Genomic DNA, 22,195 nt, shown 5'->3' with positions numbered 1-22,195 from the left:
CACCCCGCCCCCGGGCCCCACGCCTGCCCGTGCACGCATCCGCTCTTGACGCTCACCCGCAGCGTGCACGGCCCGTCGGGCGTCCTTGAGGTGCGCCACACGGCCCCGTCGGCGGTCTGCCGCCATGCGGGGTCGCCGCCGCCGCGCTTGTGCGGCCGCAACGCCAGCCCCACGTCCAGCGGCCACTCGGGCGCCCACCTGCGCTCCCTCACCCGTCCAGTGTGCCCCGCCCGCTCACCTGTCCGGGCCGGCAGGGGCGTCAGACGTCGCTCGAGTAGCGCATCGCCCGCTCGGGCAGCTCGATCCCCGGCCAGATCCGCACGCCGTTCTGCAGCTCGTTGCCCGCACCCACGATCGCGCCGTCGCCGATCACCGCGTCGCGCACCACCGTGCCCGCGCAGATCCGCGCGCCCTTGCCCACCACGGAGTCCGTCACGGAGGCGCCCACCTCGATGACGCAGTCGTCGCTCAGCACCGAGCCGACGACGGAAGCCCCGGCCTCGACGACCACCCGCGCCCCGACCGCCGTGCCGCCCTGGACCTTGGCCTCGGGCGAGACCTGGGCCCCGTCGAGCGCCAGGTATTCGCCCGTCGGCCCCGGCAGCGCGGGCGAGTGCAGCCGCCCCAGCACCAGGTCGCGCGAGCCCTGGACGAACGCGGCGGGGGTGCCGACGTCGAGCCAGTAGGTGCGGTCGGCGTATCCGAGCACGAGCTCGCCCGACTCGATCAGCCCCGGGAACGTCTGGCGCTCCACCGACACGACCTCGTCCTTCGGGATCCCGTCGATCACCGATCGGGTGAAGACGTAGCAGCCGGCGTTGATCCGGTTGGTCACCGGATTGGGGGTCTTCTCCAGGAACGCCGTGACCCGCCCGCTCTCGTCGGTCGGCACGCATCCGAATCGTGTGGGATCGTCCACTTCTGTCAAATGGAGCGTTACAGCGGCCTGCCGTGCGAGGTGCATGCGCACTTGGTGCTCGATGTCATGTCCGGACAGAATGTCCCCGTTCAGGATGAGCACGGGGTCGGCCGGGCCGGAGGTGAGCGCCTCGGCGGCGTTGCGGATCGCGCCGCCGGTGCCCAGCGGGGTCTCCTCGGTGATGTATTCCAGCGAGAGCCCGAAGGCCGCCCCGTCGCCGAAGGCGGGCTCGAACATGGATGCCTTGTAGGAGGTCGCGAAGACGATCCGGCGCACGCCGAACGATCGCGCTCGGGCAAGCTGGTGGGCCAGGAACGGCACTCCGGCGGTTGGCAGCAGCGGCTTGGGCGTGCCCAGTGTCAGCGGACGCAGGCGCGTGCCCTGCCCCCCGACCAGGAGGATCGCCTCGAGGTCTGGCAAAGAGCTCTCCATCACTTCGTGAGGTTACCGAACTATTCCATTGCGCGTTGATAGGAGCTGAGGTGCGCCTCGGCCGAGGCGTCCCACGTGAATTCCCGCGCCCTCGCCAGCCCGGCCTCCTGCAGCTGCCGTCTCCGCTCAGAGGAGGCCAGCAACTGCGCTAGCGCCGCGGCGATGCTGTCGGCGTCCGGCTCAGTGTAGGCGACCGCGTCGCCGCCGACCTCGGGCAGCGAACTCCGGTGTGTCGTCAGCACGGGGGCGCCACAGGCCATGGCCTCGAGCACCGGCAGCCCGAACCCCTCGCCGAGGGAGGGGAAGGCCACCACGAGCGCCCCGCCGAGGAACCCGGGCAGGTCGGGCGCGCGCAGGTAGCCGGGGCGGATGACCCTGACGGTGGCCTCGACCTCGCGGCAGGCGGCGTCGACGTCTTCCTCGTGCACGCCCCCGCCGATCACCAGCGCGGGCGGCTTCTCCAGCCGCTTCACGGCCGCCGCGAAGCCGCGGATCAGGTTGGGAACGTTCTTACGCGGGTCGAGGTTGCCCAGGAAAGCCACATAAGGCTGGCCGTGCAGCCCGCATCTCATGGCGGCCCGGCGGATCTCGTCCTCGCTCGGCGGGTGGAACTGCGCCAGGTCCACACCGTGGTAGGCGACGTCGATGCGGGTCGGGTCGGCGGAGAGCACGCGTATGAGCTCGTCCCTGGTCGCCTTGGACGGGACGATCACGCGTTTCGCGTGGCGTACGGCCGTGCGGGTGGCGGAGCGGAAGAACGACGCCCGCGAGCTGTGCTGGTCGGGCTCGGTGAACCAGGTGGCGTCGTGCACCGTCACGACGGTCGGCAGGCCCGAGCTGAGCGGGATGGAGTAGTAGGGAGCGTGGATCACGCCGGACCCGGTCTGGCGGGCGAGCAGCGGCAGACCGGTCTGCTCCCAGGCCAGCCTGGCTGCCCTGTTGGTGATGGCGACGGGACCCGCGATGACGTGGGCGGAGGGCGCCAGCCGCCGATATCGCTCCGCCTCGGCCCGCTGGCATACCACGGCGAGGTCGGCGCCGGCCCGGTGGAGGGCCGCCACGAGCCCGTCCACATATCTGATCAACGCACCGCGGTCGGCGGGGACCGCCGCCGCATCGACGAGGACTCGAGGCATACGAAGATCTTCTCCCCTCAAGATCAACGTGGGACTGGTCGTCCCCCTCTAAAGTTCACCTTATGACCAGCCTCCCCTAAAACGTGGGGCAAATCACACCGAGTCTCGACGCGCCGCAATTCCGGCCAGGCCAGCGCAGATCAGATCCCCCACGATGATGACAATGCGGGATGAAAGAGCAACCGCAATTGCGGAGCCCCGGTCAAGCTGGGGCGCCAGCACCGCGACCATGGCGAGCTCCCGCACGCCCGCGCCCGCCGGGACGACGAAGGTCATGATGCCCAGGCACCACGTCAGCGCGAAGGCGCCGACGGCGAACAGCAGGCCGCCCTGGGGGGCGAGGAAGTAGAGGTGCACGCCGTACGCGGTCCAGCCGGCCAGCGCCCAGCCGAGCGCGGCGAGCATGCCGCGGCGGGTGAGGGGGCGTTCGAGCGGCTCGCGCTTGAGCCTGCGCAGGGTGTAGCCGATCAGGGCATTGATGACCCTGGGCTCGAGCAGGACCAGGAGCACCGGGATGAGCAGCAGCAGCCAGCCGAACTTGTCCCAGCCGAGCGTGACGAGCGTGACCAGCAGGCCGGTGGCGAGCTGGATGGGCATCATCAGGAAGAACGCCGCCGCGCTGCGCGAGCGCGGCACGCCGAGGTCGCGGCCCATCTCCATCTGGGCGAGCACGGGCCAGACGGCGCCGGGGATGTATTTCCCGAGCTGGCCCACGAAGAACACCTTGGCCGCGGGCCTCAGCGGCAGCGGCGAGCCGAGGTCGGCCAGCAGCGTGCGCCAGGTGAGCATGGCGCCGAGCAGCGCGGCGACGACCGCGCCCAGCGACCCGGCCACCGCGGGCCACGACAGCCGGGCGAACCCGGCCGCCACGGCGTCCCACTGCGACATCACGGCCCACGTGCCGAACCCGAGCGCGACGAGCAGGAACCCGATCCGGATCAGTCTGCGCGGCAGCGACCGCCGCGGCACGGCCCCCGCGGTCTCGGGCTGCCCCATGGTGTCGTGACTCACAACGGGCGGACCCGCTCGGGCGGCTGCGGCAGCGCCGCGCCCACGGGACGTCTGGGGGTCTTGGTGGCCACCCACAGGTATGTCGGCACCACGGGAAGCAGCAGCCGCAGCACCTCGCGCGGCGTCCGGGACAGCACACTCTTCACCACCTTGCCGAGCAGGCCGGGGAACAACTCGCCTCCGGCGAACCGGGTCGGCGTGGCCAGCACCGGAAAGGTGTAGTCCCACACGTGGAAGGCGCGCAGCATCCTGCGCAGCCCGCGCCGCGTCCTGAACCGCTCGTAATAGTGGTCGGCCCGGCCGGACGCGCGCACGTACCGGTCGGCCAGCGCGGGCGGCAGGTAGGACAGGAAGGGCAGCTTGTAGTGCGGCTCCATCACCCCGAGCCGGTTGCCCAGCCCCAGGTAGAGCACCCCGTCGTCGGACAGCACCCGATGCATCTCGGCCACCACCGCGTCCGGGTCGACCACGTGCTCGTAAATGTGGTTGAACACCAGCACGTCGACCGAGCCGTCGGGGAACGGCAGCGCCGTGCCGTCGCCGCACACGAACGCCACCCGCTCGCCGAACCGGTCGGCCGCCTTGTGCAGCCCCGGCACGTCGATGTCGATGCCCAGCGTGTGCTTGGCCCCGGCCTGCGCCAGCTCGTCGGCGATGAACCCCGCCGAGCAGCCCACATCGCCCACGGTCAAGCCGCCGAGCGGCCCGCGGAAGTGCTCGAGCACAGCGATGATCTTCGCCGCCTTCCGGCGCCGTTTCTCCTCGTCGAGCATGGCGGACTGGAACTCGGAGTATTCAAGCTGCGCGACTCGTTGCTTCCCCACGGAGCCCCACAGTACCCATCTCGGCGCCAATGCGACGTCAAACGGGCTTTGGTACGGTGGCCGACCTGGCATGACACGGACGGCCGGCCGTGCTCGCCGCGCTGGCGATCGTCGCGTGCGCCGTCTGGCTTTACCTGGCGAACCGCGCGTAATCTGAGCTGATGCTCCGTCGGCTGCTGCGCGTCTTCCTCGCCCTGGTCGCACTTGGTTTTCTTGGATACGGCCTGGCGGCGAACTGGGAAGAGACCACCGGGGCCGTGGCGGCGATGTCGCCGTGGGCGGTGCTCGGGGCGTTCGCCGCGGTGCTGCTCGGCCAGTTCTTCATGCTGATCGCCTGGCGGGAGATCCTGGCGGGGCTCGGCACGCGGGTGCCGTTGCGGATCGCCGGGCGGATCATGTTCGTGGGCCAGCTGGGCAAGTACATCCCGGGCGCCGTGTGGGCGTACGCGGCGATGATGGAGCTGGGCCGCGACCATGGCAGCCCGCCGCGGCGCACGTTCGCGACGATCTCGCTCGGACTGGTGATCAATATCGGGGTCGCGATCTCGATCGCCGCGGCCACGCTCTGGACGCTGGAGGCGGTGCGGGAGGCCTGGTACCTCGTGCTGCTCGTGCCGTTGATCATCGTGTGCCTGCATCCCAAGGTGCTCACCTGGGGGCTCAACCTGGCGCTGCGCATCGCGCGCAGGGAGCCGCTGGAGAGCGTGCTGCCCGGCCGCACCGTGGTGGTGGCAGTGGCGTGGACCGCGCTCGGCTGGTTCGTCTACGGCATCCACATCTGGCTGATCGCGGGCCGCGCGGACCTCTACGTCATCGCGACCGGGGCCTACGCGTTCGCGTGGGCGACCGGCATCCTCACCGTCGTGGTGCCGGCGGGCGTCGGGATCAGGGAGGGCGCGCTGGTGCTCGTGCTCGCCCCGGTCATCGGCACCGCGCCCGCCCTGGCCGTGGCGATCGTGTCGCGGCTGGCTTTCACGCTGGCGGACGCGACGGCGGCGGGCATCTCGTTCGTGCTCGGCCGTCAGGCGCCAAGCAGCGTTCCCGCGTACGCCGACCAGAACGGCTCCGGATCGACCGCCTTGACCCCCGACCGCAACCTCTCGGGCTCGCCGGAGGCGTAGAAGCGCTCGATCGCGTCCCTGAGCGCGCCGGCCTCGCCCGGCTCGACCAGCAGCCCGTCCACACCGTCGGTGACGTGGTCGGCGAGCGCGCCCACGCGCGTCGCGATCACCGGGACGCCGTGCTCGTGCGCGAGCCAGACGTTCTGGCTGGCCGTCGCGCTCCGGTACGGCAGCACGAGCGCGTCGGCGGCGGCGAACAGCCTCGGCACGTCCTCGGCGGCCACGTAGCCTGGCCGCAGCTCCACCCGGCCGGCGATGCCCAGCTCGTCGATCAGCGCCTTCGTCTCGTCGAGCCCGCCCCAGAACTCCCCGGCCACGGTCAGCGAGACCCCCTCCGGCAGCGCTCCGAGCAGCAGATCGAGCCCTTTGTACGGCCGCACGATGCCGAAGAACAGCAGCCGCCGGTGAACCTCCGAGGATCGCTCGGCCGTGGTCGACGGCAGGTGCGGCGGCAGCCCCGCCACGCTGACCGGCTTGTCCGTGAGCCCACTGGCCAGCGCGGCCTGCTGCTCGGAGTGGGCCAGCACTCCGTCAACGCGCTTGAGCAGGGCCTTCATGAGCGGCTCGTCGTACGGCTTCGGCTCGTGCGGCAACACGTTGTGACAGAGAGCAATTGTCCTGACTTTTCGCCCTATCCCGTACAAAATCCCCAAATAGGCGGGGACCTGCACCGGGCTCAGCACGGCCAGCACCACCAGGTCGGCCGACCGCAGCCGCCGCCCGGCCGCCACCCACCCGTCGGGCCGGCGCCAGTCGAGCCTGCGCACGGTCTTCGGAAAGGGCGTGCCCTCGGGCGTGGAGATCGTCTGCTGCCCCGGATAGAGGAACGACGGATATTGCGCCCGCCACGACTCGATCACCACGTCGTGCGCCAGCGCCGACAGCCGGTGCGCCAGCTCGGTGGTGTGCTGCGCCCCGCCGCCCTTGTACGGATAGGTCGGCCCGACGATCGCGATCCGCACGCGCCTACTCTCCCCGCGAGCGCACGATCAGGTCGGCCAGCAGCGCCACGGACCCGATCAGCATCCCGGACAGGAAGATCATGACGGTGTTGGCCGGGAAGTAGAAGGGGTGCTGGATCATGTCCCAGACGCCCTTCACGAACCCGATCCCCACCAGCCACAGCGCGGGCGGCATGAGCACCTTGAGCGGATTGAAGTACATGATCATCCGCAGCACCTGCAGGATGTAGCGGTAGGCGTCGGACACGAAGCTGAACTTCGACTTGCCGGCCCGCTTGGCGTAATCGATCGGCAGGTAGTGGATGTCGTGCTGGTTGGACAGGAACGACAGCGTGATCGTCGTCACGCACGAGAACCCGGGGGGCAGCAGCCGCAGGTAGGGCTTGGCGACCGTCCTGCGGAAGGCGCGCAGCCCCGAGTTGAGGTCGGGGATCTTCTGCCCGGCCAGCTTCTCCGCCACCTTGCGGATCACCCACTTGGCGGGCACCCGCAGCAGCTTGTGCGAGCCCTCCTCGCTGGTGCGCGCGCCGACCACCTGGTCGATCCCCGGGTCCTTCTCCAGGATCTGCACCAGCTCGGGGATGCGCTCGTTGGGGTAGGTCATGTCGGCGTCGGTCCAGACGACGATCTCGCCCTTGGCGTCCTGCGTGCCGATGCGCCGCACGGTGCCGGCGCCGCCGTTGCGGTGGAAGGCGCGCACGCGCAGGTGCGGGTAGCTGTGCGCGGCCTCCTGGAGCTTGGCCAGCGTCAGGTCGGTCGAGCAGTCGTCGATGGCCACGAGCTCGTATGTGTAGCCGCTGGAGTCCATGGCCTGGGTGATGCGCTCGACTTCGTCGATGACGTGATCCTGCTCGTTGTAGCAGGGCAGGACGATGGTGACGTACGGCGCTTCTCTCACGGCAGGTCCACTCTTGGGGGTCTCAAGCGTGCTCACAGGGGTTGAGGTTTACGAGAAGAGGGTACTGTGCCCAGCTGAAAGCCGGGTCCACATCACCCCAGTGGGAACTCCCGATTTGGAGATCATTTCACCAGATCCGCCCCATCCGACGCCGGGCGTCCCGAGCACCGCCTCGCCGATGGCCCTGGCCTTGACCGGGTCGTCGAAGCCCGCGTACGAGGTCGTCAGGCGACCGTCATCCAAACGTTCATCTGCAGCGACCACGTCGTGTTGGGGGCATCGATGAGCGAGCGCTCGTCCTGGCGCGTGACCAGCGCCATGATCTGCGACGCCGGCCCGTACGGCGAGACCTGCCCGGCCTCCGCGGCCAGCACGACGGGGACCCTGCCGGCCGCGCGCACGCGCTCGATCAGGCGGCGCACCTGCGCCTCGGACGCGGTGGTCGGCCCATCGCGGTCCACCTGCGCCGCCGGGCGGCCGCACATCCCGCGGACGAGCTGGGTGAACCGGTCGGCGGTCACCCGCTCCACGATCAGCACGGACGCATTGCGCGGGATCTTGGCGCACATCGCCTCCACCGCCGCCGCCTCCCCCCGCTCGACCGGGGTGAACGCGGTGCCGATCGAGGTGACGGCGGGCGGCACGAGCACGAGCAGGACGGCGGCCGCCATGCCCCAGCGCCGGACCCGGGGGCCGCCCCGCTCGGCGAGGTCGCGGAGCCGGGCCAGCGCGTACGCGGCCAGCAGGATCAGCCCGGGGATCACGATGGGGACCAGGCGGCGGGCGGCCCACGGGTGGTCCGGGGTGATCTCGGGGCGCACCAGCGTGGTCACGGTCGTCCAGCCGACGACCGCGAGCGGCAGCAGCCACTCGAAGGGCGCGCCGTCGCGCAGCAGCCTGCGGACCAGCACGGCCGCCGCGAACGTGGCCAGCACGACCACGGGGGCGCCGACGTACCAGATCACCCAGTGCAGGGAGTCCTCGAAGTAGAGCCGGGTGCCGTCCATGGGCAGGCCGTTGGCCCGCTGGATCAGCCGGATCATCTCGGCCGTGCGCCGGTCGTCCGACGTCATGGGGGCGCGGGTCACGGTCTGCAGCCACGGGCGCGCGTAGAGGGCGGCCATGAGCAGCACGATCAGCCCGGCGCCGGCGGCGGGCGCCCACGCCGGTGGCCGGAGCCTGGCCAGGATCGGCGCGGTGACCGAGCCGATCAACGTCAGTACGAGGACGCCGGCGCAGATGAGCAGCAGCGGCTTGACCGAACTGGACAAATAGGACAGGTACGGCCGCGCGAGCAGGTACGCCGCCAGCATCCCCAGCCCGGCCCCGGCCACGAGCCCGGCCAGCAGCGGCACCCCGAGAGCCCCCTGCGGCCTGCCGAAACGCCGCAGCGCGATCAGCAGCCCCGCGAACGCCAGCACCGGCAGCACATCACGCAGCCCGTCCACCCTGACCAGCACGGCCAGCCCGGACACCAGCCCCGCCAGCAGCCCCCGCCACCAGGCCGGCCGGTCGAGCGCGTCGTACGCCAGCGCCAGCCCCCCGAACAGCAGGATCAGCGACGGGATCTCGCTGAACGTGGTCCGCGAGGTGTAGAGGATCGGCAGGCTCACCGCGAACGCCAGCGCCGCGGTCACCGCCCAGCGGGCCCCGGCCAGCCGCGCCACCACCCCGGCCAGCGTGAGCACGGCCAGCGCGCCCAGCACTGCCGGGACCGCGAACGGCGCGCCGAGCCAGTGGCCGATCGCGAACAGCATCGGCGGCCCCGGCATGAACTGCGGCACCACCGTCCCGTCCACCTGGTAGAACCCGACGCTTTCGAAGATCAGCCAGGGATCCGCGCCGCCGAACGCCTCCGCCTGGGCCGGGACGGGCAGCGAGCCGTGGCCGGCGATCCAGACGGCGTACTGCGCGTACGTGGCCGGGTCGCGCCTGACGGCGAGCTGCTCGCTGTGCATGATCCCGTTGAACACGCCCGACGCCGCCGCGACCGCCACCACCCCGGCGACCTGCCGGCGCGTGGCCTCGACGACCTTGCCCAGGCGCCGCGTCCCCGCCCAGCACAGCAGGGCGGCGGCGGGCAGGCCGAGCAGCAGGGCGGGCAGCGGCGCGAACCGGCCGAGCAGCAGCAGCGGCAGGCCCGCCAGCAGCCAGCCCGCCACGGCGAGCGGAGGCACCACCGAGAGCGCGGCGAGCACCCGGCCGGGTCGATCGAGTTCCATCGGTGAGTGAGCGTATCCAACGCCACACACCCTCCGCCCGCAAGGCACGGGGCCGGCGCGATCGCGGGTAGCGTACGGGGGGCCGCGTCCAGCGGACCACCGGAGGTAGCGGGTTGTGCACCTACGGGGGGCCGCGTCCAGCGGACCACCGGAGGTAGCGGGTTGTGCACCTACGGGGGGCGGCGGACCACCGCAGGTAGCGGGTATGCACCGACGGACGTGCCGGAGAAGCGGGAGGGCGTGCGGGTGAGGTCGGAGGCTCGTGCGGACGAGCCCGCGCAGAGCGGCAGTGCCCTGTCCCGGTGGGGCGGCCTGGCGCGGCGGCACAGGTGGTTCCTCGTGGTCCTCGCTTTCGGCACGGCCCTGCGCGCCCTCGCCATGCTGGGCTACCGCCCGGCCCTGTGGTTCCCCGACTCCTACACCTACATCGTCACGGTCTTCAAACCGCGCCCCGACCTGGTGCGGCCGGCCGGCTACTCGATGTTCATCAAGCTGCTGGAGCCGTTCCACGCCTTCGCCGCGGTGACGGCCGTGCAGCACCTGCTCGGCCTGGCCACCGGCGTGCTGATCTACCGCCTGGCGCGCAGGGCGCCCCGGTGGGCGGCGACGCTGGCCACGGTGCCCGTGCTGCTCGACGCCTACCAGGTCGAGCTGGAGCACCTGCTGGTCTCCGACACGCTGTTCATGTTCCTGGTCGTGTCAGCGGTGGCGCTCTGCATGACGCAACGGAGGGGCACGGTCGCCGCGATCGGGCTGCTGCTCGCCGCCGCCACGCTGACCAGGACCGTCGGCCAGCCGCTCATCGTCGTGCTCGCGGGCTGGTTCGTGCTGCGCAGGCGGATCGGCCTGGCCGGGGTGCTGCTGGCGGCCGCCCTGGTGCCGCTCGTCGCCTACGGCGCCTGGTTCTACGCCACCTACCAGCGCGCCGGCCTCATCGGCGCGAACGGCGCCTTCCTCTACGCCCGCACGATGTCGTTCGCCGACTGTGCCAAGATGAACCCGCCGCCGGACCTGCGGGTCCTGTGCGACCCGCGCCCGCCCGAGCGGCGGCCACCGTCCCAGGAGTACATCTGGGCCAAGGACGCGCCCCTGGTGCTGCTGCCGGGCATCACGTTCACGAAGGAGAGCGACGACCTGGCGGCCAGGTTCGCGACGCTGGCGATCACCAAGCAGCCGCTCGACTACGCCGCCTCGGTGCTGACCGAGCTGGGCCGCACGTTCCGGTGGGACCGCCCGGTCTATCCCGACCTCGAGATCTACGGCTACTACCAGTTCCCCGTGACTCCACCCGGACCACCTGGGCGCTATCCCGCGCAGGTCGGCGCCGATTATGCCAAGCTCTATGAGCAGGGTGCGATCGGTACGGAGATCGTCGAGCCTTACGCCGGATGGCTGCGGGCCTACCAGAGCATGGCGCGGCTGCCCGGGCCGGTGCTGCTGGGGGTCCTCCTGGTGCCTCCGGTCGTGGCGATCGCGCGCAGGCGCAGGGCAGGCCGCCGCGCGGAAGCTCCGGCCTGGCCGGTGCCCTGGACGGTGGCCATTGTGCTACTTGTCACACCGGCCGCGGCGGCGGAGTTCGACTATCGGTACGTGTTGCCGGCCGTACCCCTGGCCTGTCTTGCGGCGGCCCTGAGCAGCAGGCCTGATCTGCGTGTCCCGTCAGGAAGCAACCGGAGGGCGAAAGAGTTTGGCGATGATATTCCACCCAATGTCCGGCTCTGAGTATGCTTGCCCGCGGAAACATCACGCCAGGGTCACGGTCGTTTCCGGCAGTCATCACACCGGACACGCGGAACGTGACCTAGTCTCGTGGCGCAGAACGACCAAGCCGGCGCGAGAGCGCGAGGAACGAGGCTAGGGGGCGTATGACTGACTACAGGAGCGTGCCGGTAGTCGACCCGATGCACGACCGCAGGAACGCCCCCACCCAGCCCGGCAGCAGGATGGCCCGCAGGGCCGCGGCCGCCGCGCCGCCCCCGCCCGACGACCGGCCGCCACGCAGCCACCGCGACGGCGGCGGGAACGGCCAGGGCAAGATGCGGGCGCTGGCCTGGATCAGCATCGGTGTCACAGCGCTCATGATCGCGGGCTCGCTGACCGCCTACACCGTCTACCGGGACGCCTTCGGCAACATCACGCAGAAGCCCGTCAAGGATGACATCATCAACCCGCGCCCCCCGGACACCGGCGCGCTCAACGTGCTGCTGGTCGGCTCCGACACCCGGGCGGGAGCGGGCAACGCCAAGTACGGGCAGAAGCAGGCCAGGCAGGCCGACGCGGGCGGCAAGCGTACCGACACGATCATCCTCATGCACATGTCGCCCAACCGGGACCAGGCACGCCTGATCAGCTTCCCGCGCGACTCCATGGTGCAGATCCCCCGGTGCAAGAACGAGGCCACCAAGCAGGTGATGGCGCCGCGCCGAGACATGATCAACTCGGCGTACAACTCCGGCGGCATCGCCTGCACGATCTCCACGATCGAGACCCTCACCGGCATCCGCGTCAACCACTTCGTCGAGGTCGACTTCAGCGGCTTCAAGAACATCGTGGACTCGCTCGGCGGCATCGAGATCTGCCTGAAGTCGGGTGTCGACGACAAGGCGTCCAAGCTGGTCCTGCCGCCCGGCAAGAGCCTGCTCAACGGCGAGAAGGCGCTGGGCTACGTCCGCCTGCGCAAATACGGCGACGGCAGCGACATCCAGCGCATCAAGCGCCAGCAGATCTTCCTGAGCAAGGTCGTCGCCAAGGCCACCAGCAGCGACCTGCTCACCGACGTGGGCAAACTGCGGGACTTCATCGCGGCCGCGGCCGGCTCCGTCACCATGGACCCCGATCTGGCCAACGACACCGAGCGGCTCATCGAGATCGCGGTGAGCGCCAAGGAGCTGACGGCCGGCGGCGTCAAGTTCACGACGATCCCGTGGGTTCCCGACCCCGAGAACCCGGAGGCCCGCGTGGTGTGGAAGGAGCCCGACGCCACCAAGCTGTTCACTTCGATCAAGACCGACACCGAGGTCGCCAACCCTTCGCCGTCGGCCAGCGCGACGGAGCCCGGCACCAAGCCCAAGGTCGCCGTCAAGCCGGAGCAGGTGAAGGTCCAGGTGCTCAACGGCACCAAGACCTTCGGCAAGGCCCGCGAGGTCGCCGACCAGCTCACCGAGCAGGGCTTCAACGTCGTCGGCGTGGGCAACTTCGAGACCGCGGACGGCACGAGCCTGGCGAAGAGCGAGATCCACTACGCCAAGACGATCGAGACGGCGCCCGACCACGCCGGCACGCTGGCCGGCGCGGTCGTGCCCAAGCCGGCTCCGGCGGCGGGCCGGGTCAAGGCGACCAACCCGCAGGCGTACACCACCACGGCCGCCACGGCGGGGGCCGCGCCGAAGGGCACTCCGGTGATCCAGCTCGTCGTGGGTGAGGACTTCGACTCGGTGAAGGTGACCAAGCTGCCCGACAGCGTGCAGAACAGCACGATCACCGCCTCCGAGCAGAAGAACGTGTGCACCTGAGGCTCCAAGTTCCCTGTGTAACCGGGCATTCTGGGCGTCCTTCGGGGACAGGGACCGCGTGGGCGGGATAGTGTGTTGCGGGTCGGCGACACAGCGCGACATGAAACCGTCAGACGGTTTTCACGTCACGTTGGCGTCGTGTTCCCCGGCCCCTAGCGAAGCTGAGCGACTCCCTCGTGTCTGACACCAGATTCTCTCCACCGGTCACGACCCCCGGGAGTCCGGCGGCTCCCGATGGGGAAGGCGGGCCCGCCAACACGGGAGCGCGGTGGCCGCTGCCTGAGGAGACCTTCTGGAGCGAGCGGACGGATCCCCACGGGGTCCTGCCCGGCGAGGAGACGGACCCGGGCGGCGTCGCCCAGCCGACCGATCCGCATGGCCTCCCCGCCGCCCAACCGGCCGCCTCGCAGGGTGTCGCGACGGATGAGCCGCCGCTGACGCAGCCCGAGCCGAAGCCGGAGTCCGAGCCGGCCAAGCGCAAGCGCGACCCGTTCCTCGACAACGTCAAGTTCGTCCTGATCGCGCTCGTGGTCGTCGGCCACTCCCTGGTGCCGACGCTCTCGGCGGACTCCGCCAGGGCCCTCTACATCTTCATCTACACCTTCCACATGCCGGCGTTCGTCCTGATCAGCGGCTACCTGTCCAGAAATTTCTGGAACTCCAACGCGAAGACGAACAAGCTGGTCGACACGTTCCTCGTGCCCTATGTGATCGTCGAGGTCGGCTACGCCGCGCTCCGCTACGCCACGGGCCAGAAGTGGAGCCTGACGATCATCGATCCGGCGTGGCTCAACTGGTACCTGCTGGCGCTGCTGTTCTGGCGGCTGTCCACGCCGGTGTGGAAGCGGATGAAGTATCCCGTCCCGGTTGCGATCGCGATCTACCTGTTCGCCGGGTTCTCGCAGATCTCGGGCGACTTCAGCATGGACCGCTTCTTCGGCCTCATGCCGTTCTTCGTGATCGGCCTGGTGATGCAGCCCGAGCACTTCGAGCTGCTCAACCGCCGCTGGGTCAAGATCGTTTCGGTGTTCACCATGCTGGGCGCGGCCGCGGTGGCGATCTACATCGCGCCCAGGGCCCCGCTCGACCCCTTCTACTTCAAGGACAGCTACAAGGACCTCGACCTGTCCTGGTACACAGGCCTCGGCGTGCGCGTCGGGCTGCTGGCGTGCGGGCTGGCCATGTGCTTCGCCGTGCTGGCACTGGTGCCCAGGGGCGAGACGTGGTTCTCCGACCTCGGCACCCGCACGCTCTACGCCTACCTGCTGCACGGCATCCCCGTGATGATCGCCAAGGAGATGGGCTGGCTCGAGCTCCCGTGGCTGTTCGGGCCGATCGGCGCCCTGGCGATCAGCTCCTGCGCGTTCGCGCTGGCCATCGTGCTGTGCCTGCCGGAGACCCGTACGGTCTTCAAATGGGTGCTCGAGCCCCGCCTCACGTGGCTCTATCGACGTCCCTCACGAAGTTAAGCGACCGTTCCACCCGCATTAACGCCTTTGACCTGGTAGGCGCGGAGCATCGACACATGCGCGCATGTGTCGCCACCACCGTCCATCACCCCGAGGACGCCCGGATCATGCACAGGCAGATCAGGGCGCTGCTCGACGCGGGCCACCAGGTGACCTACGTCGCGCCGTTCACCTACTTCAACGTGACCCCCGCCATGGGGCTCGCCGCGGTCGACGTGCCCCGGCAGGCCTCGTACGGCCGGGCGCGCGCGGCGCTCAGACGCGCCGTCAAGGACGCCGACCTACTGATCGTCCACGACCACCGGCTGCTTCGCTCGCTGCCCTACCGGCGGCCTCCTGTCGTCTGGGACGTCCGCGAGGAGGTCACGCCCCGGCAACTCGCCCGTGCCGAGCGGCGCCACCAGGTGATCACGCCCGCCGTGGTGCCGGAGGCGACCCTGGTGTCGCCCAGCCCGCCTCCTCCCGGCGACACCAGGGTCGTCCACATCGGCCGCCTGTCTCTCGAGCGCGGCGTGACCGAGCTGATCGGCCTGGCCGAGCGCCTGGTCCCGCATGGCATCAGGCTCGACCTGATCGGGCCCGCCGAGCGCGACGTGCGGCCGCTGCTGCGTGACGCGCAGCGGGTCGGCCTGCTCGACTGGTTCGGGTACGTGCCCAACCGGCACGCGCTGCGCATGGCCGAGGGCGCGCTGGCCGGCCTGGCGCTGGCCGACACCACAGTGCGGACCGTGCCGACGAAGATCATGGACTACATGGGCCGCGGGCTGCCGGTGATCACCACGCCGCAGGGCGCCGCGCTGGCGGAGGGCGCCGGCTGCGGGCTGGTGGTGCCGCTGGACGTGGACGCCGTGCTGAACGCTGTACTCGACCTCAAGGAGGATCCGGTGCGGCGGGCCAGGCTGGGCGCCCTGGGGCACACCGAGGCGCGCCTGCACCACCACTGGCCGGACCACGCGGCGGCGTTCGTGCGCCGCGCCGAGTCGTGGGCGGGCCAGTCCGCCAGGCACGCGCTGGCGGTGTAGCAGGACATCCCGGGGACGGGCATGGCGGGGCGGCTTAGGGATTGATGTACTGGGACCATGGCATCGCATCTGATCCAGGGCCGGACATTGGACATGCCTGTCCGCGTGCGGGACGCGGAGATCTGCAGCGCCTTCTACCCGGTGCGTGCCGACGCCGCCAGGGCGGTCATCGCGTACTCGGGCCTCGACGTGGCGGAGATCCTGCCCGGCAAGGCAGTCTGCATGCTGCTGTTCGTCGACTACCGCGACGGTGACCTCGACACCTACCACGAGTTCGGGATGGCCTTCCTGGTGCGCCCTCCGGGCGCCTCCGGGGCCGGAGGGCCCGGCGATCTGGGGCGGGCCGGGGTGTTCGTGCACTGGCTGCCCGTGGACCAGCGGTTCACGCTGGAGGCCGGGCGGACACTGTGGGGGTTCCCGAAGGAGCTGGCGGACATCGAGCTGCGGCTCGGTTCGCCGTACAAGCGGTGCATCCTGCGCAAGGACGACAGGCTCGTGCTGGACATGCTGATCAAGCCGGGCGTGCCCGTGCCGGGCGGCGCGGTGATGGCGCCGATGGACGCCTACACGCACCGGGAGGGGGTCACGCGGCGCGTTCCCTGGTCCGTACGCGCCCGCGGCGCCCGGATCCGCCCCGGCGGCGCGCTGATCCGCCTGGGCAACCACCCCATCGCCAAGGAGCTGAGCGAGCTGGGGCTGCCCAAGCGGGCCATGTTCACCACGACGGTGTCGCGGGCGTCGATGGCGTTCGGCGAGGCGGCCGAGCCCTGACCCCGCGCTCGGCGATCGGCCGGGGGCTCAGACGATCGGCGGGCGGCCGAGCTTGACCATGCGCCAGGCCGTACGCCAGGCCATCGGCCGGCGCTCGCCCGCGGGGCTGCGCAGGCCCTCCAGGAAGCCGCGGAACCACGACTTGAGCGCGACCCCGGACCCGCGCTCCCGGATGAGGGTGAGCCCGATCCAGTTGGTCAGGTAGAGCACCGCCAGCGGCCACGGCAGGTTGCGGCGGGCCAGCCATACGCGGTTGCGGGCGTTGAGCCGGTAGAACTCGGCGTGCCGGGTCGGCGGCACCTGAGGGTGGTACATCACTGTCTCGGCGTCGTATTCGATCCGGTAGCCCTCGCCCAGCAGCCGCCAGGCCAGGTCGGTCTCCTCGTGAGCGTAGAAGAACCGCTCGGGCAGGCCGCCCACCTGGAGGAACGCCGAGCGCCTGATGGCGGAGGCGCCGCCGAGGAACGTCGTGACGGGCGAAGAGCGCTGCGGGTCGCCCGCGCGCAGCCGGGGGACGTGCCGCCGTTGGCCGATGCCGCCGTCGGGGTCCATGACGCGGAAGGAGATCACCGCGAGGTCGGGCTCGGTGGCGAAGCGGTCGCGCACGTGCGCGACGACCTTCTGGCTGGCGTACCAGCCGTCGTCGTCGAGGAACAACACGACGTCTCCCGAGCACTCCTCCACGCCGCGATTGCGGCCTGCGGGGATGCCCGTGTTCTGGTCGAGCCGGATCGTTTTCACGACCGCGGCCGACCCCTCGGGTGGCTTCGCCGACACCTCGGGCACGTCGGCACCATTGCCTACGATCACCACCTCGACGTCGCCGTCGATCTGGTTGAGCGCGGACTCGACCGCCCGGTTCAGCTCCGCGACCCGGTTTCCCATGGTGAGGATGACGCACGAGATCTTCAACGAATCACTGTCCTGACGCGTTGAGAACACGAGCGGAGCATTCTTTCATGATCACCGAGTCTGCTGGTCTGCATCATTTGGATATTGGTGGAGCTAAGCGTATCGGAACCGGGGATGAACCCCCACCGAACGGCGGACGTCCGATCAATACGACGGACGAGGGCCTCGCTCGGTTCCGACATGAGATCACGTCAACCGTCTCGATGCCAGGATGCTGACCAAATGCAGGACAACTTGCAGGGCGGCGGCGACCATGCAGGCCACGATGAGCACCCGGGCGGCCACGAGATCGCCGATCACCGCGTCGATCACCGCGGCCACCAGCGCGAGCATGGACAACTCGATCGGCTGCACGATCCGGTGGAACTTCGTCGCCGACAGCACCCGCCTGCCCAGCCCCAGCAGCCCGGAGCGGAACTGCCCCACGGACGCCTCGGTGGCGGTCGGCAGGCCTCCCTTGGCACGCGCCACGTCCACGAGGTCGGTCTCGGCCTTGATGAGGATCGCGCCGAGCGCGGCGGCGAAGCCCAGCACGGTATACCAATCAGGCATGACGGCCGACGCTCGCCAGCCCAGCCCGGCGAGCAGCGCGGCCTCGGCGAAGTAGGCGCCGACGCGGTCGAGGTAGACCCCGGTCAGCGAGGTCTTCCCCGTCCAGCGGGCCAGCTCTCCGTCTGAGCAGTCCAGCAGCAGGTAGACCTGCACGAGCAGGGCGGCGGCCACGGCGGCCCACAGCCCGGGCAGGGCCAGCACGACCCCGGCCGCGATCCCGGCCAGCGTCATGACCCAGGTGAGCTGGTTGGGCGTGACGGACGTCTTGGTCAGCCACCAGGTGACGTAGATGGACAGCCTGCGCATGTAGAGCACGCCCGCCCAGTGCTCGCCGTTCTTGCGCTCGAGGTGGCCCGCGGGCTGGGCGACCCGCCGCAGCTCAGCGACCGAAGGCACGGACATAGTCCCCCACCCGATCCTGGATCTCCGAGTCCTGCATGCGCAGGTGCTCGAGAATCGTGTAACGGCCGGGACGGGTGGCCGGCGCAAGTGCGACGGCCTCGGCGAACTGCTCTGCGCTCAGCCCGATGTCGGCGGGCACGACCGGCAGCTCGTGCCTGCGCAGGCAGTCCACGACCTGCTGGACCCGCGCCTTGTCCTCGCGCAGGAAGAAGCAGAAGGCGGCACCGATCCCGGCGAGCTCGCCATGGTTGGAGGTGCCGGGAAAGAGCTGATCCACGGCATGAAGGATCTCATGGTCTCCACCGCTCGCGGGCCGCGACGAGCCCGCGATCACCATGGACATCCCGGAAAGGATCAAGGATTCGGCCAGCACGGTCAGGAACGCGTCGGACTCGATGGAGTCGGTGCGGCCGATGAGCGCCTCGGCGGCCGTGCGCGCCATGGAGCAGGCCAGCCCGTCGATCGGCTCGCCACGCTCGATGTTGCCGAGCTGCCAGTCCTCGATGGCCGACAGGTTGCTCACCACGTCGCCCACGCCCGCCCTGACGAGCGACTTCGGCGCGCTGTGCACGAAGTCCAGGTCGACCAGGATCGCCAGCGGCATCGGCACCCCGAACGTGCCCTTGCCGCCCTCGTAGACGAGGGAGGCGGTGGGTGAGCAGATGCCGTCGTGGGACAGATTGGTGGCCACCGCGACCATCGGGATGCCGGCGAGCGACGCGGCGTATTTGGTCGCGTCGATCGTCTTGCCGCCGCCGACGCCCACCACCACCTCGTAGGCGCCCTTGCGCAGGTCGGCGCCGAGCGAGACGGCCGCGTCGACCGACCCGTCGGCCACCCTGAACACCTCGGCCTCATCCAGTTGGGGCGCGATCAGGCTCTCGATGTGGTCGCCCTGGCCCCGGCCGACGGCCACGGCGACCCTGCCGGAGGTCGCCACGCGGCTGTCGGCCAGCAGAGCGCCGAGCTCGGCCACCGCGCCGCGCCTGACCTGCATGGTCAGGGGCGCCGGCAGCATCCTGGCTAGAAGCGGCATCCGCTCCCCCTCAGTAGCGAACGGCTATGGTGCGCGCCTTGGCCAGGTCGTCGTGGTTGTCCACTTCGACCCAGTCGACGTCGCCGATGGGCGCGACGTGGATCTGCTCGCCGCGCTCGACCATCTCCTGGTAGCCGTCCTCGTAGTAGAGCTGCGGGTCGCGCTCGAAGGTGGCCTTCAACGCGTCGGCCAGCTTGTCGGCGGCGCCGGGCCTGATGAGGGTGGCGCCGATGTATTCGCCGTAGGCCTCGGCCGGGTCCATCAGCTTGGTGATGCGCCGCAGCGAGCCCTCGGGCGAGAGCGTGACCTTCATCTCCTCGTCGGCGAGCCGCTTGACGTTGTCGACCGCGAGCAGGATGTCGCTCGACTCGGGGGCGGACAGGAGCGTCTTCTCGACCGAGACCGGGTGCACGGTGTCGCCGTTGACCAGCAGCGCGCCCTGCGCGAAGTAGTCGCGGGCGCACCACAGGGAGTAGGCGTTGTTCCACTCCTCGGCCTTGTCGTTGTGCACGAGGGTGAGCTTGACGCCGTGGCGCTTCTCCAGGGCCTCCTTGCGCTCATGCACGGCCTGCGCCGCGTACCCGACGACGACCACGACCTCCCGCAGGTCCACCTCGGCGAGGTTGCGCAGCGAGATGTCCATGATCGTGGTTTCGCCGTCGACCGGCACGAGCGCCTTTGGCAGCGTGTCGGTGTACGGCCGCAGGCGTCGTCCGGCCCCAGCGGCCAGAACCATTCCGAGCAACGTGCACTCCTCAGTCGAGCATGACTACTACATGTAACTTCGTTACGCATGGCGGGCTGCTGAACGCAGCGCACCGTAGGCCCCAAAGGGTAGTTCCCTTTCGGCCCTCCGCGGGTAATCCAGCGTTAGTCTTGCGTTCCCATATCGGCCGTTTCCACCCCGGATCGGGGCGAGGCCAGCCAGCAGGTCAGGCTCTCCCAGCCGAACAGCGCCCACAGGTAGACCGCGAGCGCCACGTAGCCGACGGTCATCGGCCCCATGAGGGCGACGAGCGAGACCACCATCATCCGGCCGTCCCAGCCGAGCCCCAGCGTAGCCAGCCAGGGCGGCGGGTAGACGCGCTGCCGCAGCCGGTAGACAAGATCATAGTGGTGGAAGGCCAGTGCGCCGAGCAGCAGGAAGACCAGCAGGGGGTGCACCTCGTGCGCGAACCCGCAGGCCGCGACGAAGGTGTACTCGATCACCCGCAGGGTCGGCGGGACGAGCCAGTCGAGCCGGCCGTCGTGCGGATGGGTGCTGCCCGGCCCGGCCAGCAGCAGCGTCACGGCCGGCGCGAACACCGCGAGCCCGTCCGTGCCCGCGACGCCGAGCAGCAGCAGCACTCCGGTGACGAACGTGCCCGCGATCACCGGCGGCAGCGGCGGCAACTGCCCGGCCACGAGCAGGCCCATGGCGCGCGAGAGCGGGCCGTCGTCGCGGTAGGCCACGACAATGCTGCTGGGGACGCGGGTCATGTGGATCGAGATCATCGTGCCGACCTCATCATCCGTCCGGCGAGCTGGTAGAGGGCCGCCGCGCCGCCCCAGCAGAGCAGCGCCAGGAACGTCACCCTGGCGTTCCAGCCGGCGGCGGTGACGGCGATCAGCGCGGTCCGCTCGCCGATCGGCAGGACGACGATCTTCTTGAGCCAGCGCGTGACCGGCTGGCGCTCCAGGCGCCGGGCGAGCCCGAGCACGCCGCCCGCGGGCCTGGCGCCGGCCGACTCCAGCAGGGAGCGGGGCGGCCGGCCCCAGGTCGCGCCGATCCGGGCGGCGTCGGCGACGGCCCCGGCGTAGCTGTAGTCGATGGCGTGCCGGACGACCTGTATGATCATCGCGGCCACGGCGAGGGGCCAGATGCCGGGGTCGGCGAAGCCGAAGGCCAGGCCGATGTAGACGGCGTACTCCTTCAGCCGGTCCGCCATGCCGTCCGCCCAGGCGCCGAACGCGGAGAACGTACGGGTGTAGCGGGCGAGCTGGCCGTCGAGGCAGTCGAGCACGAACGACAGGTAGAGCAGCAGCGCTCCGGCCAGCCGCCCGCCTTGCGTGCCGGCGGAGAACCAGACGGCCGCCAGCAAGGCCAAACCGATGGAGATGCCCGTGACGGTGTTGGGGCTGAGCTTGAGCTTGGCGGCGGGCCGGATCAGGTGGCGCGACCAGGTGGAGACGAAGAAGGTGGCGAAGAAGCCGTCGTCCCGCTTGACGGAGGTGTCGAGCCTGACCCTGGCCTCGTCCACGTCGGCCAGCCGGGTGACGGCGGAGTCGGCGGCGTTCTGGCCGGCCACGCGGTCGGCGTGCAGCGGCCCGATGCCGGCCGCGCGCACCGCCACGCCCGTCCTGACCAGCCCGACCAGCAGCAGGTCCACCGCCTCGACCGGGGTGACGGGGCCGAGCTTGCCGGTGTCGGCCAGCTCGGCCAGCTCCTCCGCGACGTCGGCCAGCGTGGCCAGGTCGGCCTCGCCCGCCTGCAGCACGCCCCTGAACGTGGCGTTCGCCTCGGGGACGAGGTGGAACGAGCTGCCCGCGGCGACGATCTTGCCGCCCTCGACGCGTACGGGCGGCCGCATGGGACCCGCGGTCGCGTCGTGGGAGACCAGCGCCCCGGTGTCGTGTGCGGGGTGCTCCAGCAGCAGCGCGAGCGCCTCGGTGTGGGCCACGAGGTCGGCCGGGAGCACGGCCACGGCACCCGAGGCGATCCTGGCGATCTTGGCGACGCCCCGCAGATCGGCCCCGAGGCCGCCACCCGGGGTCACCACCTGAACCTCGCGTACGGGCAGCGCCTGGAGCTGACCGCTGATCCGGTCGAGCAGCGTGCCGTCCGCGCAGGAGAGCCTGCACGCCGGGGTCGTCGCGAGCACCACGACCGACGTGGTCGTGGTCTCGCGGCTCGTCAGTGAGTCGGGCAAGGCGCCGGTCTCCTCCCGGTCGGGCAGGAGTGCCTGGACTTGGGGGTGCGTAGCCACAGCGTAGCGACCGGTCAGCGCAATATCA

19 protein-coding genes and 1 pseudogene are annotated in these 22,195 nt (G+C 70.6%); 6 read left to right on the top strand and 14 right to left on the bottom strand.

Annotated elements, in window-relative coordinates; translation table 11 throughout:
• The 5 genes and pseudogenes from EJK15_RS40300 to EJK15_RS40280 form a co-directional block, all read right to left on the bottom strand.
• Positions 1-212 (bottom strand): annotated as a pseudogene (locus tag EJK15_RS40300) (DNA-3-methyladenine glycosylase 2 family protein); the annotation flags it as partial.
• Between the two features lie 47 nt (positions 213-259).
• Entirely contained in the window at positions 260-1,339 is a 1,080-nt protein-coding gene (gene manB / locus EJK15_RS40295) for a mannose-1-phosphate guanylyltransferase (RefSeq protein WP_240777524.1), read from the bottom strand.
• A gap of 32 nt (positions 1,340-1,371) precedes the next feature.
• The gene (locus tag EJK15_RS40290) at positions 1,372-2,487 is read right to left on the bottom strand and encodes a glycosyltransferase family 4 protein (RefSeq protein WP_138715734.1); all 1,116 of its coding nucleotides are present in this window, start codon (positions 2,485-2,487) and stop codon (positions 1,372-1,374) included.
• Positions 2,488-2,580: 93 nt separating this feature from the next.
• Complete coding sequence (locus tag EJK15_RS40285; RefSeq protein ID WP_240777523.1) at positions 2,581-3,498, bottom strand: lysylphosphatidylglycerol synthase domain-containing protein; 918 nt, start codon at positions 3,496-3,498, stop codon at positions 2,581-2,583.
• The gene (locus EJK15_RS40280) at positions 3,495-4,322 is read right to left on the bottom strand and encodes a class I SAM-dependent methyltransferase (RefSeq protein ID WP_138715733.1); all 828 of its coding nucleotides are present in this window, start codon (positions 4,320-4,322) and stop codon (positions 3,495-3,497) included. The genes EJK15_RS40285 and EJK15_RS40280 overlap by 4 nt, the downstream gene beginning before the upstream one ends.
• A gap of 161 nt (positions 4,323-4,483) precedes the next feature.
• Between EJK15_RS40280 and EJK15_RS40275 the strand changes: the two genes are divergently transcribed.
• Positions 4,484-5,443, top strand: coding sequence for a lysylphosphatidylglycerol synthase transmembrane domain-containing protein (locus tag EJK15_RS40275; RefSeq protein WP_138715732.1), 960 nt, complete (start codon positions 4,484-4,486; stop codon positions 5,441-5,443).
• Here the strand turns inward: EJK15_RS40275 and EJK15_RS40270 are convergent.
• The 3 genes from EJK15_RS40270 to EJK15_RS40260 form a co-directional block, all read right to left on the bottom strand.
• The gene (locus EJK15_RS40270) at positions 5,344-6,405 is read right to left on the bottom strand and encodes a glycosyltransferase family 4 protein (RefSeq protein WP_138715731.1); all 1,062 of its coding nucleotides are present in this window, start codon (positions 6,403-6,405) and stop codon (positions 5,344-5,346) included. The two genes, EJK15_RS40275 and EJK15_RS40270, sit on opposite strands and share 100 nt — an antisense overlap.
• A gap of 4 nt (positions 6,406-6,409) precedes the next feature.
• Entirely contained in the window at positions 6,410-7,303 is an 894-nt protein-coding gene (locus tag EJK15_RS40265; RefSeq protein ID WP_171074812.1) for a glycosyltransferase family 2 protein, read from the bottom strand.
• 224 nt (positions 7,304-7,527) lie between these two features.
• A complete protein-coding gene (locus EJK15_RS40260) occupies positions 7,528-9,525 on the bottom strand; it encodes a glycosyltransferase family protein (RefSeq protein WP_138715729.1) in 1,998 nt (665 codons plus the stop codon).
• Positions 9,526-9,744: 219 nt separating this feature from the next.
• Here EJK15_RS40260 and EJK15_RS40255 point away from each other — a divergent pair, with 219 nt between their 5' ends.
• The 5 genes from EJK15_RS40255 to EJK15_RS40235 all read left to right on the top strand — a co-directional run bounded on the left by EJK15_RS40255 (position 9,745) and on the right by EJK15_RS40235 (position 16,299).
• The gene (locus tag EJK15_RS40255; RefSeq protein ID WP_240777522.1) at positions 9,745-11,247 is read left to right on the top strand and encodes a hypothetical protein; all 1,503 of its coding nucleotides are present in this window, start codon (positions 9,745-9,747) and stop codon (positions 11,245-11,247) included.
• A 143-nt stretch (positions 11,248-11,390) separates the two neighbouring features.
• On the top strand, positions 11,391-13,037 hold the full coding sequence (locus tag EJK15_RS40250; protein ID WP_138715728.1) for an LCP family protein: 1,647 nt from the start codon (positions 11,391-11,393) through the stop codon (positions 13,035-13,037).
• A gap of 176 nt (positions 13,038-13,213) precedes the next feature.
• Positions 13,214-14,506, top strand: coding sequence for an acyltransferase family protein (locus EJK15_RS40245; RefSeq protein ID WP_171074811.1), 1,293 nt, complete (start codon positions 13,214-13,216; stop codon positions 14,504-14,506).
• A 56-nt stretch (positions 14,507-14,562) separates the two neighbouring features.
• Positions 14,563-15,528: a glycosyltransferase gene (locus tag EJK15_RS40240; RefSeq protein ID WP_138715726.1), complete on the top strand. Its 966-nt coding sequence runs from the start codon at positions 14,563-14,565 to the stop codon at positions 15,526-15,528.
• A 57-nt stretch (positions 15,529-15,585) separates the two neighbouring features.
• Entirely contained in the window at positions 15,586-16,299 is a 714-nt protein-coding gene (locus EJK15_RS40235) for an acetoacetate decarboxylase family protein (protein WP_138715725.1), read from the top strand.
• A gap of 27 nt (positions 16,300-16,326) precedes the next feature.
• Here the strand turns inward: EJK15_RS40235 and EJK15_RS40230 are convergent, their stop codons facing one another.
• From EJK15_RS40230 to EJK15_RS76610, 6 genes are all read right to left on the bottom strand, one after another.
• Positions 16,327-17,211, bottom strand: coding sequence for a glycosyltransferase family 2 protein (locus EJK15_RS40230; RefSeq protein WP_138715724.1), 885 nt, complete (start codon positions 17,209-17,211; stop codon positions 16,327-16,329).
• A 186-nt stretch (positions 17,212-17,397) separates the two neighbouring features.
• A complete protein-coding gene (locus EJK15_RS40225; protein ID WP_138715723.1) occupies positions 17,398-18,165 on the bottom strand; it encodes a CDP-alcohol phosphatidyltransferase family protein in 768 nt (255 codons plus the stop codon).
• Positions 18,143-19,183, bottom strand: coding sequence for an iron-containing alcohol dehydrogenase family protein (locus EJK15_RS40220; protein ID WP_171074814.1), 1,041 nt, complete (start codon positions 19,181-19,183; stop codon positions 18,143-18,145). The genes EJK15_RS40225 and EJK15_RS40220 overlap by 23 nt, the downstream gene beginning before the upstream one ends.
• A gap of 28 nt (positions 19,184-19,211) precedes the next feature.
• Positions 19,212-19,946: a phosphocholine cytidylyltransferase family protein gene (locus EJK15_RS40215; RefSeq protein ID WP_138715721.1), complete on the bottom strand. Its 735-nt coding sequence runs from the start codon at positions 19,944-19,946 to the stop codon at positions 19,212-19,214.
• 125 nt (positions 19,947-20,071) lie between these two features.
• The gene (locus EJK15_RS76615) at positions 20,072-20,695 is read right to left on the bottom strand and encodes a DUF5941 domain-containing protein (protein WP_138715720.1); all 624 of its coding nucleotides are present in this window, start codon (positions 20,693-20,695) and stop codon (positions 20,072-20,074) included.
• Positions 20,692-22,110: a CDP-alcohol phosphatidyltransferase family protein gene (locus EJK15_RS76610; RefSeq protein WP_138715719.1), complete on the bottom strand. Its 1,419-nt coding sequence runs from the start codon at positions 22,108-22,110 to the stop codon at positions 20,692-20,694. The genes EJK15_RS76615 and EJK15_RS76610 overlap by 4 nt, the downstream gene beginning before the upstream one ends.
• Between the last annotated feature and the right edge of the window lie 85 nt (positions 22,111-22,195).

The organism is Nonomuraea basaltis (genome assembly GCF_005893125.1).
In the GTDB taxonomy this organism is placed as follows: Bacteria; Actinomycetota; Actinomycetes; order Streptosporangiales; family Streptosporangiaceae; genus Nonomuraea; species Nonomuraea basaltis.
This window is presented reverse-complemented; position numbering and strand designations above follow the sequence as displayed.